This window comes from Candidatus Hydrogenedentota bacterium (assembly GCA_035416745.1).
GTDB lineage: Bacteria > Hydrogenedentota > Hydrogenedentia > Hydrogenedentales > SLHB01 > UBA2224.
In genome coordinates this window covers 1-15,738 of sequence record DAOLNV010000107.1, presented here as the reverse complement: position 1 = coordinate 15,738, position 15,738 = coordinate 1, and the positions used below count along the sequence as shown (strand labels likewise).

General features: G+C 62.3%; 8 protein-coding genes. 2 read left to right on the top strand and 6 right to left on the bottom strand.

Annotation, left to right across the window (positions count from 1 at the left end):
- Positions 1–181: 181 nt before the first annotated feature.
- Both PLJ71_20500 and PLJ71_20495 read left to right on the top strand, forming a co-directional pair.
- On the top strand, positions 182–1,567 hold the full coding sequence (locus PLJ71_20500; protein ID HQM51074.1) for a Gfo/Idh/MocA family oxidoreductase: 1,386 nt from the start codon (positions 182–184) through the stop codon (positions 1,565–1,567).
- A gap of 153 nt (positions 1,568–1,720) precedes the next feature.
- Positions 1,721–4,075, top strand: coding sequence for a DUF6067 family protein (locus tag PLJ71_20495; protein ID HQM51073.1), 2,355 nt, complete (start codon positions 1,721–1,723; stop codon positions 4,073–4,075).
- Positions 4,076–4,188: 113 nt separating this feature from the next.
- Here the strand turns inward: PLJ71_20495 and pgl are convergent, their stop codons facing one another.
- The 6 genes from pgl to PLJ71_20465 form a co-directional block, all read right to left on the bottom strand.
- Positions 4,189–4,878 carry a 6-phosphogluconolactonase gene (gene pgl / locus PLJ71_20490; protein ID HQM51072.1) on the bottom strand — a complete coding sequence of 230 codons (690 nt, stop codon included), beginning with the start codon at positions 4,876–4,878 and terminating at the stop codon, positions 4,189–4,191.
- On the bottom strand, positions 4,875–6,422 hold the full coding sequence (zwf, locus tag PLJ71_20485; GenBank protein ID HQM51071.1) for a glucose-6-phosphate dehydrogenase: 1,548 nt from the start codon (positions 6,420–6,422) through the stop codon (positions 4,875–4,877). Before zwf ends, pgl begins: the two co-directional genes overlap by 4 nt.
- A gap of 123 nt (positions 6,423–6,545) precedes the next feature.
- A complete protein-coding gene (locus PLJ71_20480; GenBank protein HQM51070.1) occupies positions 6,546–7,892 on the bottom strand; it encodes an inositol monophosphatase family protein in 1,347 nt (448 codons plus the stop codon).
- A 146-nt stretch (positions 7,893–8,038) separates the two neighbouring features.
- Complete coding sequence (locus PLJ71_20475; GenBank protein HQM51069.1) at positions 8,039–9,133, bottom strand: PmoA family protein; 1,095 nt, start codon at positions 9,131–9,133, stop codon at positions 8,039–8,041.
- 587 nt (positions 9,134–9,720) lie between these two features.
- Positions 9,721–13,104 carry a DUF6259 domain-containing protein gene (locus PLJ71_20470; protein HQM51068.1) on the bottom strand — a complete coding sequence of 1,128 codons (3,384 nt, stop codon included), beginning with the start codon at positions 13,102–13,104 and terminating at the stop codon, positions 9,721–9,723.
- 189 nt (positions 13,105–13,293) lie between these two features.
- The gene (locus PLJ71_20465) at positions 13,294–15,609 is read right to left on the bottom strand and encodes an alpha-L-arabinofuranosidase C-terminal domain-containing protein (GenBank protein HQM51067.1); all 2,316 of its coding nucleotides are present in this window, start codon (positions 15,607–15,609) and stop codon (positions 13,294–13,296) included.
- Positions 15,610–15,738 lie beyond the last annotated feature (129 nt).

The following is a 15,738-nucleotide window of genomic DNA, read 5'->3' as shown; positions in this document are numbered from 1 at the left end:
ACATACCAGCCTGGCCTGAAGGGCCAGGTGATGGGATTCAAAACAAGGACGAGGGCTGAAGGCCCGAAACATAGCCGTCGGACGGGTCCATGCCGGTCTCCCCTTGCATGAAGTGGCAATTGCCTGCCGGATTCGCCTAGAATCGTGCGCCGCGCTATCAAATACAGGAAAGGAACCGGACATGAAACCAGCACCGCAACATCACACGTCACCGGGCGGGATGAACCGCCGCGATTTCGTTCAACTGGGCGCCGCCGCAGGCATCGGCGCAGGTATGGCCGCGCTCGGGCGAACCGCCTTTGCCGCAGTCCCCGAGAATCTTGGGGATGCCCCCGAGGCGCCGCTCGCGGCGCCCCCCATCGAGAATGTCCGCATCGGATACGTTGGCGTAGGCGGCATGGGAACCAACCACGTCCGCAACCTCCTCAACATCGAAGGCTGCCAGATCGTTGCGGTGTGCGACATCGTCGAAGAAAGAGCGGTCAACGCGCAGAAACTCGTCGAGGAGAAAGGATTTCCCACGCCCAAGGCGTATACCAATGGCGAGAGGGATTTCCAGCGCATGTGCGCCGAGGAAGACCTCGATCTGGTGTATACCGCTACCCCTTGGCAGTGGCATGTGCCGGTGTGCGTGTCCGCCATGGAAAACGGCAAGCACGCGGCGACCGAAGTGCCCGCGGCGTATACGGTCGAAGACTGCTGGAAACTGGTCGAGGGCGCCGAGAAATACAAGAAGCACTGCGTGATGATGGAGAACTGCTGCTACAACCGTCCGGAGATGCAGATTCTGCTGATGGTGCGGCAGGGGGTCTTTGGCGACCTGGTCCACGGCGAAGGCGGCTATCTGCACGACCTGCGCGAGCTCAAGTTTTCGAACGCGGGGGAAGGCTTGTGGCGGCGCCGGCCCACGATGGAGCGCAACGGAAACCTTTATCCCACGCACGGCCTCGGCCCGATCGCCCAGTGCATGAACATCAACCGAGGCGACAAGTTCGATTACATGGTGTCGATGAGTTCCCAGGCGCTCGGGATGGAACTCTACGCCGACGAACATTTCCCCGAGGGCGACCCGCGGCGCGACGAAAAGTTCAGCAACGGCGACTACAATACCAGCCTCATCAAAACGGCCATCGGGCGCACGATCATGGTTCAGCACAACTGTGATTCGCCCCGCCCTTACAGCCGCATCAACATGCTCCAGGGCACCCGGGCCATCACTCAAGGCTATCCGGACCGCATCTACATCGAGGGGCGCAGCCCCGCCCATACCTGGGAAGACTTGGAGACGTACCGGGCCGAATTCGACCACCCGCTCTGGAAAAAGCTCGGTCCCGAAGCCGGTGGCGCGGGACATGGCGGCATGGATTTCATGGAAGACTACCGGTTGATCAAATGCCTGCGCGAAGGCTTGCCGCTCGACATGGACGTGTACGATGCCGCCGCGTGGAGCGTGGTCGGCCCGTTGAGCGAACAGTCGGTCGCCAACCGCGCGCAAACGGTAGATTTCCCCGACTTCACCCGCGGCCGTTGGCAGACTTGGCAGCCCCTGGGTATCGTCGAGGCCTAGCCGCAAAAACGAGCGCGCAGTAGAATAGCCCGAACGGATGCAAAGGGCGCGGCGGGCGCGAGCGCCGCGGTCCAAGAAGGGAGCCGTCAACTTTGCTATAACGGCGGTGTACCCTGCGGGGGAAAGAACGGTTCAATACGGAGGTGCTGCATCTTGCTCACCACGCTGCTTTTTGCCGCGGCCTCGGCCGCATGGGCGGGAGAAAATGACGAGCTGGCGGTGTGGGCGCGCGAGGTCAGCGCCACCAACGTCGACAAAGCCCGCACGGATCTGCCGTTCCCTGAGTGCCTGGACGTCGAAAACGCCCTGGGCGCGCCCGACGGAAAAACCGCGCGCATCATTCTCCATAACGGGTGGAACGACTGGGCCGAACTGACGCTCGACCTGCAACACGAAGTCCCGTGGGGCGAACTCGTCTTCGTCTACCGCCAGGAAGGGCCAGGAGCAGGCAAGACCACGTCCATCGAAACTGCGGACGCGGACGGGAATTTCCGGCTGCTCAGCCGCGTCGAGTTGTCGCCGGAACTGAAAGAGTACGTTTTCAGCATCGATCGTCCCACCCGGTACGTGCGTATTCGGGGCTATGCGGGGGGCGGCGTGCCCACCGATTCCGTGTGGTTTATCGACGCGGTGGGTGTGCGTACCGGCCGGGCGGCACTGCAGCGAACCCAGGAACTCGAAGCGCGCGCCGAATCGCTGTCCGCATTACTCGAACAGGCCCGGACAGCGCTTCCAGAAGAGCACGCGGCCGCCGCAACCGGCGCCCGGGCGCGCTTGCAGGAAGTGTTCGCGGCAATTCGCGGTCTCGACAGCATGACGGTCGACGCGCTCCCGCAAGCTGTACAGAAGTTGGGACATGACCTGGACATTCTGGACGCCGCCGTGCTCCGCTTGAGCGCGGCGCGCCATTTCGCGCCGTCAAATGAGGGGCGTGCTCCGGAATACATCGCGAGCTGGGCGCCGTCCATGGCGAAGCTCCGGCCCAACTCCCCCCTTCGCGCATCCCAACTGGTTTTCGACGGTGCGGTGGCTCTTGCTCGACACGAATACGAGGGTGTCCAGCTTGTCGTGATGGCGGGCGACAGCGCCCTCGAAAACGCAACCGTAACCATGACCCCGCTTACGCACGCGGAGTCCGGTCACGTTATCGAGTCCGGGCATGTGCAGGTCGAGAACGTGCGGTTCGTGCAGGTGAACAACGAACCCTGGCCCGATCCCATCGTGCCCATGAACGCGCTTGACGTGCCGGCCGGCGCGCAACAGTCCCTGTGGATACGAATTCACGCGCCGGAAGACGCGCCTGCCGGGCAATACAAGACCATCGTGACCATCGCGCCGCAAAACGCCCATGCTCTCGAAATGCCGCTGTCGGTGCGCGTCTACGATTTCACTTTGCCTGTTCGGGCGCACACGAAACACATCATCGGATGCGGGGGCGGAGGCATCAACGCGGTCCTTCTGTCGCACCGCACGCCGACCGGCGGCGGGCCCTGTGCCGGGTCCTTCGCGGAACCGCGCTATCTGCTTCGTGCGGACGACTCCATGGCCATGGATTTCGCCGAATACGACCAGGCGATGGCACAAGCGTTTTCAATGGGACTCACGGTATTCGGGCTGCCCCTATCGGCCGGGGACGGCAGCGGACTGATTCCCGGGCGCCTGCACCGGACGTTTCACGACGAGGCAAAGAACGAGGATGCCGACGTCTCTCTCAATCCCTTGGACGGTCCCGAAGCAAAGGCTCGGATGCTCGAATGGCTGCGCCTGTTCTGCGAGCATTTGAAGGAAAAGGGATGGTTCGACAGGGCCTTTTTCTACTTATGGGATGAACCGGCTATCGAGTACAGCGAACAGCTTGTAGCGATCGGCCGCGTAGTGCGTGAGGCCGTGCCCGGTCTCAAGATCATGTGCGTGTCCTTCGAGCCGCTCGAATCGTGGCACGAAGTGGTGGATATCTATTGCCCGCCGGTGCAGTGGTATGCTCGCGAAAACATCGGCGCGCGGCTCGAGGAACTCCGTTCGCTTGGCAAAGAGATGTGGTGGTACAACTGTGGCGATTCCGCTCCGCTTCCCACCTATTCCATCCCCCAGGCAGCCGCCTGCGCCCGCATGTCGTTCCTGCTCATGTGGAAATACGGCGTCACCGGCAACCTGTATTGGGCTACCGGCGCCAACAACGGGCTCGGCGAAGCAATCAAGGAAAACCCCGGAGGCGATGGGCGCGGCGACGGACAACTCGTCTACCAGCTCGAGGGCGCGGGCGTCGTCCCCAGCCTGCGTCTCGAAATGATCCGGGACGGCGTCGAGGACTACGAATACCTCGCGATCCTCAACGAGCGCGTGACGGCGGCCAAAGCGCGCGGGGAAGATGTCGCGGCGTTCGAGCCGCTGCTCACGCTGCCGGAGGAGCTTGCGCAATCAATGGACACCTATGCGCACAGCCCCGCGACATTTGAGCACTGGCGCAACGCCATCGCCCAAGCCATCGAAACCCTCCCCGAATCATAAGGGACACAACCAGCGCGGCAGGCGCGAGACGGGTCTGTCCCGGGCCCGGCCGATGCCGCGGCGGATTCCTGACTGGGACAGACCACGCGGTTTCGCCCACCAAGACCTTGAGTTCACAGGCGGCTGGCGGCTTCGCCGTCGAGAAACCAGAGGGCGTCGAGGCGGCCGGCGGGATTGGCGCGCGCCTTGGCCGCAGCCACGGCGTCCGCTTTATCGCGTCCCGTTACAAGAAACCACCGGTGGCGCGCAGCCTCCAGCACTGGAAACGTGAGCGTGATTCTCGCGGGCTGGAGTTGAGGTGCGTCGTTCCGCACTACCAGGCGTTCCCGCTGGTCAAGGGCCGGCGTGCCGGGGAAAAGCGATGCGGTATGGCCGTCTGCGCCCATCCCCAGCAATGCCAGGTCGAGGCGGGGAACCCCGTCCTCGCCGGCGGGGACATGTTGCCGCAGAATGGTCTCATAGGCTTCGGCGGCACCGGGGCGTTCGGCCTCGATACGGTACGCGTGGGTTTCGGGAACGGCCTTGAGCAGGGTCTCGTTGAGAAGTCTCCAGTTGGACGCGGGATCGCCGGGCGGCACACAGCGCTCGTCGGCCTGGAACAGGTGCATCGAGGCCCACGGGAGGGACGTCCGGTATTCCGTGGCCCAGAGGATATACAGGCTTTTCGGAGTCGAGCCGCCCGACAATGCGACGCAGGGCCTTTCGAGAGACGCCACCAGTTCGGCGAAGGCACGGGCAAGCGCCCGTAACGGGTCCGCACAGACGCGAAACTCGCTCGTGCCACGTCCTTCCCGAGACATCATGGGTTTCGCCAGGCGCCGCGGCAGTTCGTGAAGACGCGGCCGGCTTCTTCCGGACCCCAGGAGCCGGGGGCGTAGAGCTTAACCGGCGGCGCGTCTTTCCACGTCTCGTGAATGTTCGTGACGATGGTCCATGCGCTCTCGATCTCATCGGAACGCATGAACAGGGTGCTGTCGCCGCGGATGGCATCGAGCAAGAGCCGTTCGTAAGCCTCCGGCAGGTCCTCTTCAAACGTAGCGCCGTAGGTGAAGTTCATTGCCACGGGCTGCACCGCGAAATGCATGCCCGGCGGTTTGGCGTTGAACGTGAGCGAGATGCCCTCGTCCGGCTGGATGCGGAATACCAGGACGTTTGTTTCGGGCAGCCGCGCGCCAAGTTCGCGAAAGAGATGCATCGGAGGGTCTTTGAACTCCACCGCGATCTCGGTAACGCGTTTCTTCATCCGTTTGCCGGTTCGGATAACAAACGGCGCGCCGGCCCAGCGCCAGTTGTCAATGAACAACCGTAACGCGACATAGGTTTCGGTTTGCGACGCGCCGCTTACCCCCTCCTCGGAGAGGTAGCCGGGACCGTCGGGACCTTCGCGGTATTGACCGCGCACGCACCAGTCCTCCAACGGTTCATCGAGAGGCACCTGGATGCTGTTGAGCACCTTGAGTTTCTCGTCGCGTATACCCCGGTCATTGAACCGGATCGGAGGCTCCATGGCCACCAGGCACAGAAGTTGGAGCGCGTGATTCTGAACCACATCGCGCAAAGCGCCGACCTTGTCGTAGAAAGCGCCGCGGCGGCCTTCCATGCCAACCGTTTCCGCGACGGTGATCTGAACATTGTCGACGTATTTCTGGCTGAACAGGGCCTCGAAAATGGCGTTTCCGAACCGGACCGCCAGAATGTTCTGCACCGTCTCTTTGCCGAGGTAGTGGTCGATGCGGAAGATCTGGCTCTCATCCAGCACGCTGCTGATATCGGCATTCAGTTTCTTGGCTGACTCGAGATCGAACCCGAAGGGTTTCTCGACGACGATGCGCGACCAGGGCGTGCCGCCGGGAGGATAGACGCAGCCGGCATTGCCCAGATTGCGTGTGATGGGAGCGAAAAACTCCGGCGCGGATGCCATGTAATATAGGCGGTTTCCGGAGCCGCCGAGGTCCGTTTCGATGGTGTCGAGCCGCTTCTTCAGAAGGACATAATCGGCCGCGTTGTCGAACCGGACTTGCTGGTAGTAGATGTTCGAGACAAAGGGGTCGCACGTGTCGCTGTCGCCGTGTCCGGTGCGCGAAAACTCTTTCAGGGCTTCGCACATGTCCTGACGGAACCGGTTTTCGTCGAGGGGCCTTCTTGCGGCGCCCACGACGGCGATACGTTTGGGCAAATAGCCCGCTTCCCACAGGTTGTAGATGGCGGGGATCAGTTTTCGGCCTGCCAGGTCGCCAGTCGCGCCGAAGATGACCAGAGTGGCCATCTGCCCAGGCTCGATCTTGAACCGCGACAAGTGGCGGTCCGCGGTGGTCTGTACGAATCGTATGCTGGCTCGATCAGGCATGCTGCCCTCCTTGGAACATCGCGGTGCCGAAACCAACCAGAGGAAACAGCCCGGGGGCCTTCTGCATTTCCAGAAACCCGCGCTGGTCCCGGGATGCCGCGCAAAAAGGCAACCGGACCGGGCTTACGAAGACGATAGTTCCGCCCTGCGCTCGAGCAACTGTTCGTATTGACGAATGCGTGTGTCGAAGAAGCTCAGGAGCTTCTCGTGGAGCTCGGCATTGGCTGCCGCCACCATCGAGCGGTGGTTGCCGGTGGCGCTGTCGAGGAGCAGGACGTCTCTCAGGGTCTTGCCGTAAGCGTCGGTCACGATGCAGCCAGCCTCTTCGGCGATAAGCAGTGACGCGGCGATGTCGTAGGGGGCAATGCCGAGAACCGCGCCGCGTCCGGCGTTAATGAACTGATCCTGAACCACTTCCGGGATATCCCGGTAGTACCGGTTGGCAATGTCGATGCACGCGTCGAGCTGGTCCGTAAGCAAGCGCGTAAGGCTGTAAGAGGTGCTGTTGCACGCGTAGAAGCCCCCCTTGAGGCTGGTCAAATCGATGAGTTTGGCCGCCGTGGGGAAGATAAGCTCGGCCGGCCGCGCAGGAACCGTCATCGACCATACCACCGTCTCCAATTCGGCGTTCCTGGAAAGCCGGGGTTTGCGATACTGACCGTCGATATACAGGCGCGCACCCTTGCCGCGCTCGGCGTAAAAGGTCCGGGGACCCATCAGTTCCATTACCAGCGCGGTGTCGATGTCGCCGATATACGGCCGCTCGATGACCCGTGTGCTGCCGATGGATACGACGCACCACTCGAAGCCGGACTTCGCCGCGCGGGTCCCGTCAATCGGGTCTACAACGAGGAGATGCTCGGGTTGACCGCTGGTGAACGTTGTGTAGCCCGAGTCTTCCGAATAGTACGCTACGGGAAGTTTAGCGTCCCGGAGAAACACCAGCAGCGCTTTTTCCGCGAGCCGGTCGAGTTGGAAGGTCGCATCGCCGCTGGCGGCATTGCCGATAACTTCGCGCCCCTTCGCGGCATCAATCGCGGGTAAGACCGCGTTCCGAATCGAACTGGCCAAGTCCATTAGAAATTCACGGTCAAGAGCCGTTCTTCTGGCTCGGGGAGCGGTGCTGTTCTTGGTTGCCACGTCTATTGCGGTCTCCTGCTCGACTGGTTTCTTCGTCTTGACGGCCGGGGCCGGCGCCGTGTTCGGTTTGGTCTTGACTTGGGTCTTCGCCTTTGGCGCGGGTTTTGGCTTCATGACTTTCTTGGGCTTTGGCGAGGGCTTCTTCACGGCCTTCTTCGCAGCCGCTGTCTTTCTGACGACACTCCTGCCTTGGCCCTTCTTACCTTTCTGTTGGGCCCGTTTTTTTGCGGGGGCCTTGCTCGGCTTGGCCGTCTTTCTCTTGGCGCTCTTGGCCGTATGTTTCGTGCGGCTCTTGCCTGTCGACTTGGGCCGTGCCTTCCCTTTTGCCATGTTTGCCTCCTGGGTGCCGTTGCGTTCAGAGACCCACGGCGGACTGGCCGCGTGCAGCCGGTACCGAAGAACTCTCCGTCCCCACGTTCGAAACACGCTCCCACCCGGGCAACACCTGTTTGGGCGCGCTTCGTGCCTGGAACGGCCTATGCAACGCTGACGCGCGGCGGCGCAATGAAGTCCAGGAACCGGTCCTTCACCTTGCCTTGGGCTGCATCTCCCGGATGAATATAGAGCCGGTATGTCCAAGTTGTCCGGCTCCCTTTTGGGAACCTCATGTCTCCCCTTAGTTTTGCTTCAGGGCGATAATGCTTCCACGCAAAGCAGTTCGCTGTCATAAGGCCGTAATCTCTTACGTGCCAGCCGGTTGGATAACGAGGGTTGGTCTCGTGATCCATGATGGCGATGCCCACGTGTTTGCCATCAGCGATGCCGCTGTAATCGCACCAGGGAGCGCTTTTCCCCCACGTTTCCATTTCGTTGATGCCGCCGTACCCGTTTTCGATCTTGCCCGTGCATGGAACATCCATGGAACTGGCAACGCGCACGGAAACAAGCCCCCCTTCCTTCGTGTCATAGAAGGTAATCGGGCCTTCGGTCATGCGGAACGTGACACGGATATCGAATAGACGAACGCCCCCAGGGAGAGCATAGAACCGCATATCGCGGATTTCCTCGAATTGTTTCCTTTCTTTGTGAGTGCACCAATCGTTCTTCGCAACAATCTGGCCAAATACCGGGCCAGACGCTTTCTTGAGAAACGCCACGTGCCGTTGCCATCCGTGACCGGGCTGCTCAGCCCAATTGTCCACCTTGCTGGCGCCACACTCGCCATAAGCGACCCAGATGGATTTGTGATGAGGATGATCCCTTTTCTCGTTTTTCACATGGTCCGAGATGGGCCAATTCCGGGTGACCTGGGCCCCGCCGGGCCCGAGCACCGGATACAGAAACGGCCGGACCCAATTGAGGCCGTAGTTGTAAGCCGTAAAAAGACTGCCCAGGACCGACACAGTCACTTTTCCCTCGCGGGGCTCGTCTTCCAGAATAACTTTGTTCTTGGCCTGCATCTGCGTCCGGGGAAGCGGTTTTACAGCGAGTTTCTGGATTTTGCCTGCTTTCAGACCCGTCACGAGCCAAGTTAGCGTGGTTTCTTTGCCGCTACGCGCCACTTGACAAGGAATCGTTTTCTTGGATTCCATATCTTGCAGGAGCACGCCCCCGAATCCTGCATAACTCATTGGTAAACTTATGGTTACAGGGCAGAAGGAACGGTCATGGGGACCGGCCTCGACCGCAAGTTTAAGCGACAATGCCACCCTTTCTCTCCTTCCGCGTCCCTGGCAAAAGACCACGTACGGCGTGGGCGTAGTTTATCATGTTCCCGCCCGTAAGTCCAGTATCCAGGATGGGTTTGCGCCGTACGGCAGCGGGGTTGAGCCGGGCTCACGTGGTTTAAGGGCAAGCGACGGAAACACTTACAGAAGCCGTCCACAGTGGAGCCTGTTGAACATGCATTTCATGCGTCGGACCGTCAGAGCTTGGTTGGCAAACGAGTTGCGAGCCGTTTTCAGTCATTTTCCCGCGAAGAGCAGGGGACAGGGCATCATGAACCCTCATGGTAGCTGAGCACCCACCACTTCTGGTATGCTCGATTGAACAAGGTAAGGGAGGACGCCTTATGAATTTTCTCCAGCTATTTGACAACAGCATCGTGCGGGCCCTGTTATGGCCGCTCTACATTATTCTGATTGTTTTCGGTCCGCTTTTCGGACTCGATTACTGAGGCTGCTGTATCACACAGCCGAGCGCGTGCGTTGACCCTTCTTCAAGGCGAGGGGGCCAAGAGAAACGCCGTGACGGCTAGAGGCTCGAGCGTCACGGTGTTTGAGGACCCGGCGGCTAGGGGCTCCGCAGGCGAGATGCCGTCTTCCGTCACGCGCGTGCAGGGAATTGCATCGCCTTTCAGGGCGTAGTCATTCCCGTTCAGCACCCACGAGAACGTGAGCGGCTGTTCGACCGTATTGGCGAAGATGAACGCAACGGACCCGTCTTGCGCGGTCCATGCGCCGGTTTGGAGCGCGGGTGTCGTGACGGGCCAGTCGCCGCCTCCCCACGCCCAGTTCGCGGTGACCTTGGGAATATCGCCCGTGGCCGCGGGCGGACGCAGCATGCGCCCGCGCGCGAGTTGCGGCAACAGATGGCTTCGGACACGGGCGCAGCGGCGCAGGTATTCCGCGGCGCGGGGCATGCGCTCGACATAGTTGGTGGCGTACCACCCGAGTTGTTCGCCCCAGACCAGGGCCTGGCCGGTGCGCGCCACATGCGCCTGGATTTCTTCGCCCGGGTCAGACCGCCCAAACATCACGATCTTCCCGCCATACACCGCCGCGAACGCCGGCACGGCGTGTTCGTACTGGAAATGCCAGGTCAAATACCCGTCGAAGACGTGCGTGAACGGTTCCGCGTTGCATTCGGTGGTGAGCATCTTATCGGGGAACTGCTGATCAATGGCCGCGTTGAGTTTGGTGAGCATGGGCCAGTATCCCCGGGTGGTCCACCAGTCGCCCCCAGCCAGAGGATGGCCGTGGCTTCGGTCGTAGCATTCGGCGGGGGCCGCCGCGGCCACCTGGTCGATATACACGCCATCGACGTCGAACTCGGGTCCGACCAGGCGCAACACGACCTCCTGCACCTTGTTCTGCCAAACCTCCTGCGTCGGGCACATGGGCACGAGGTCTTCCGGCTCGCTTCCGTAATGCTCGACATAGGGCGAGCCGTCACGTTTCTTGGTCGCGGCGGGCAGCGCCACCGACTGAAAATCCTCGGTGTCCGAGTCCCACAACCGCCCGTTGATATAGGGCATGACGCGAACGCCGGCCTCGTGCAATCTGGCGACGCCCTCGGCGAATCCTTCCTTTGCGGGGAAATAGTGCGGGTAGTTGTTGTCGAAGGGGATTTCGTGCCAGGAATACCAGTGTACCGCCGTCGGGACACCCATATACTGGGCAAACGCGAGAGTCTCGGGAACAGCGGTGGCCGCCGCCCCGTTGGGACGTCCCCAGACGCAGATATCTTGGAGCCACTGTGGCGAGTCCGGCCGGTCCCAGTGTTCCCGCGAAGGCCACCATTGGGCTTCCCGTTCGACCCAGGCGCGGTAGAGCTGGGCTGCGTCGAACCAGTCTCCGTCAAACACCGCAAGCACGGCTGGCCCCGGCGTCTCGAAATCGTTTCCGGGTACGGAGGCATCCGGGGCGGTCCACTCGATGCGCACGTCGAGGGCCTGCTGGGCGTCGTCGCGCGCCACGCGGTACCGCTTGGTTGCGGCAACGGGATCGTGAACGGCCACGTACAGCCCGGCGTCGGCGTCGTAATGCGCTCCGAACTGCATGCTGCCCCATCCGCTCGGGTACCGGGCGTCGACCGAGATGCCGTTGACCAAGGGCGCGGGCCATACCGTTCCCGAGACCGTCGGCGCGAGAAACTGGTCATCGTCCGGCGAGCCGCCGATCGGGCCCAGAGACAGTATCGGGAATTCGATACGGTTCACGGCAACGCTGGTTGTGTCGTTTGCGACCTTGAGCGTCATGGCGAGTCCCGGCGATTCGAGGGCCATGGTGACGGTCACGGTGAACCCTGCCGCCTGGTCACGGCCCGTCCACACCAGCATTGTTTGTTTGCGGACCTTCTCCGGGGCGGACGGAAGGAGCGCCTCACACGTAAAATGCGCGTCGAGATTGCTCCACGCGGATTCCTGGCCTTCGGCATTCTCGACGGTCAGCGTCCATAAGGGGCTCTCGAGGTCCGACAGGAACTCGCGCCGGCCCTCGAGGCTGTATACGCTTCGCAACGGGCGCCGCGTTTCCGGGTCGAAGGAGATCACCCCAAGCGTTTGATCGAAAAGGTGCAGCGCCTGGTCCTGGGGACCGGCCACCGGCATCGCGACGGGGCGGTCCATCACCACCGAAAGCATCTGGAGCAGGTCGCGCGTCGTTTCGAGCGAGGCTTCCCAGAAGGCGGGCTTGGCGTAGCGCGAGAAGCGCCACGCCAGGAGTTGGGCACGGCGGTCGCCGGGCTCGGCCGCGGCGAGACCTTCGGCGATCTTCTGCCGCAGCGCTTCGAGTTCGGGCGTACTGACGCGCGTCCGGACCTGTGCCGGAGGCGTGGCGGCCGCCGCGGAAAGTTCCTGCACGGCATTTGCGCCCGCATCGAGCCATGCGGTCGTGCGCAGGGTCTTTTCGATGCCGTCCCACGTCACCCACGGCCCATGGACGTAGCTGCCATAGGTGGGCGTGCCGGAATACAGCTGGATGGTCCCGCCATACAGGCCGAATACATGGGTTCCGTCAGACAGGCACGCCCACGAAGCGGCTCGCAACGACTGGCCGTCCTCCTGAAACTCTCCCTGTTGGAGGGGCGCGCCGGTAGCCCACTGTTTGAGCGGACGCGACGGGAAATGCCATTCAGCGAGGTGCAGTTCGGGCCAGGTCCTCGAGGCGTCCTGGGTACAATTCGCCACGATTTCGATGGCGGGCGACCCGGCACGGTAGCGGAACTGATACACGGCGCGCGCGTTGCCGGGGGCGGGGGCCGCGTCCTGCATGTATCGTGCGCGGACCTCGACGACCGCCTCGATAGGTCCCGCCGAGAGCAGGCGTACCTCGGGCTGGGTGTCAAAGCGAATGGAGAACGCGCCGGTTTCCTTGCTGTAGACGCGGTCGTTGAAGAAATAGCCTTCAAAAACCTGGCCTGTCTCGAGGAAGGTGATTTTGGAGGGCAGCCCGCCGATGGCAGCGGGGTTATGAACGGCTTCGACGATGCCGTTATTGATCGTGATGACGCCATTCTCGACCTTCGCGGAGACGGCGGCTGCGGGCGCGGGCGGCGCACTCTCGGGGCCGCCGGAGGCGTAGAACCGGATGCGCGCGCCGGCCTGGATATCGCCCGGCGCCTCAAGTAGCAGCCGGTCCGGCCCATCTTCGCGGACGTCGAACTGGAGGACCAGCGGGGACAGGTCTTCTCCCTGTTCGAGAAACGCCTTCGGCGCGAATTGAGCCGGGTCGATGTGAACAAACTGCGCAAGTTCGAAGTCACGCGCAAGCAGACCGCCGGACAGCGGCGTTTCCGTGACGAGCAACAGGTAGTCCGGCCCTTCAGCGGCGAACGCCGTGAGTGCCAGAAGGAAGAGAACAATAAGGCAGGTCTGTCTCATGATATGGACTCCTTCTGCAGACGCATACACGGAGGCCCCCTCCGCGGTTCCCGGCTGGTATCGTACTCCGATCTCCCGGTTTCCGCGATCTTTTCAGAGAGACCGCCCCGTGCGAACGGGCCTGCTTAGGGCCGTCTGTCTGGTTACGGCCTCGCGGCGCGGGGCCGTTAAGTGTTTCTGGCGCCCGGCTTACTTTACCGGCAACCGGAACAGGCTGATGCTGTAACCGGGCACGTCGAGCGTGTCGCTAATGCCGGTCGCCGGCGATTCGACAATCTCGACCTTTGGCGCCTCGCCGGGCACGTTGTAGAGCATGGGATCGGTTCCGGCGATGGTCCACACCGTGCCGTTGCCCGTGATGCTTGCATTGTTCAAGGTGAACGGCACCTCGCGCGCCTCCGCGAGGGGATTGACCACGCCGATGGTGAGGGCCTTGCGGTCGGCGGTCCAGGCAGCCATCACGTCAATAGGCCGCCCGCATTTCACTGCTACCGGTATCGTGCCGAACTCGCGCCGGTAGAGCAGCAACGGCAAGCCCGTGGTGTCCCATGCCGCGGCGGCGCCGGTGGTCTTGATACAGCCGATCACGTTGACGGTCTGCGCGTAATTGGCCATGAAGATAACGTCGCTGTTGCGCGCGTATTCGTGGATGCCCGCGGCAATGCCCAGCGCGTCTTTAAGATGGTACCGTACGCCTATCTCGCCGTACAGCTCCTCGCCATACCAGTAGTTCCACTCGTCCATGGCGATCGGGATGTGCTTGCCCGCCAGGGATGGGAGGTTCGCGTGGTACCAGCGGTGCCGCTCGGCCTTGTCGCGGATGGATTGCACGATCTGGTTGACGTGGGCCGCGACGCCTTGTTTCTCGCCGCAATAGAAATGCTCGCTGAGCAGGTCCATGTGGTCCGCGCACTCGGTCAGCATGGTCTCGCTCCACTTGCCTGTCGCGCCCACGGCGATCAGCTTGATCGACGGATCCTGCGCGCGCATGGCCTCGACAAAGCTGTTGTGCTTCTTCACGTATTCCTCAAGCGGCATGTGGCCGATCTGCCAGTCGCCGTACATCTCGTTGCCGACGCCCCACCACGTGACGCCGTAGGGTTGGGGATGCCCGTTCTCCGCGCGCCGTTTGCCCATGGGCGTATCCGCCGCGCCGTTGGCGTACTCCAACTCGGCGAGAGCAAGCTCCAGGTTTCCCGCGCCGCTGTTTACGACAACCAACGGCTTGGCGCCGACGGTCTCGCAGAACACCATGAACTCGTCCAGGCCGAAATCATTGTGCTCGATGCCTTTCCAGGCCGGATTCTTGCGGGGCGGCCGCTTGTCGCGCGGGCCGATCCCGTCGTTCCAATCGTATCCGCTCACGAAATTGCCGCCCGGCCACCGGTATACCGGTGCATTGAGCTGTTTGAGCAACTCGAGGGTATCCGCGCGCATGCCGCGAACGTTGTCGGCCGGCATCAGCGAGACCGTGCCGATATCGACCCGTCCGGACCCCTGCGCACCCACATGGAAGATGCCGGGATTGGCGTCGCCTTCCGCCGTGAACGAAAAGTCGTAGGCCTTGAACCCGGGCGAGAGGTCGCTGAATACAACGTGGACGGCTTGCTCACGCTCGGTACCCCAGGCCACGGCCAGCCGCACACCATTAATGTCTTCCGTCGCCGCCATCACGAGCCGGCCCTCATATGCCCGCCCTTTGACAAGCGGAATGCCCATCTGCACGATGCCGGCGGTCCCGCTGCCGGGAATCAGCCGCACATTCTGCTCGCCCGCGTAGGCGTTCTCCGTGGTCATCTCGACTCTGCCATCGCCTTGGTTCTGCGCTTTCCAGGGCGATTCCTCGGCGTTCACGCCGTAGAAGAATTTCCGGTCCTCAAGCAGTTCGGCCCAGATGCCCCCGTAGATGCAGCGGCCGAGATGTTCGATGAACTGCCCGTAAACGTACGTGGACAGCGGCTCGCCGGTCTTGGCGGCGTCGATGGTTGCGCTCACGTCGAGTTCTCCTTGTTTGACGAGTTCGATCGACACATCGTCGTACCACGCCGTGCCCGTAGCCAGTCCCCATCCGCCCAGGAGGCAGTTGAACAAGACGGAGTCCTGCTCGTCGGTCTCGAAGGTCAGTTCGACCTTCGTCCAGTCATGGGTGCCCGTGAGGGCTTGGGTCTTGTAAGGCATGCCGTGGAGGTTGAACAAAGCTCCTTCGCCCGTGGCGGGTGTCACGTTCTCGGTCTTGATCCACCCGGACAACCGGTAGACCGAGAAGGGTTTCACGGGGAGCTCGACGCTCCACGTCGTATCGGCGCCCTTTTCCGACCGCATCATCGCCGAACGGCTGCCCGAGTGCCCGGTTTCAGCCACTTCGAACGCCGCCTCCCCGCCCCATACGCGCGTATGCCACCCGGCGGGTTTGCCGTCGTCGAGTTGTTCGAACGACGGATTGGGCAATAAGTTCTGCGCCTCGGCGGCGCCCAATATCATGCACGCCAACAATGTCGTAATCATGGTCCGCTTACGCCTCCCCGTTGCTGCCTGCCTTCTTTCCGCCATAGCCGAGAATCTAGCGCAATCGCTCCGGGCGCTCAAATTGGCCGCGAGCCCGGCAACAAGGAAACGGTCCGGAGCTCCGCAGAG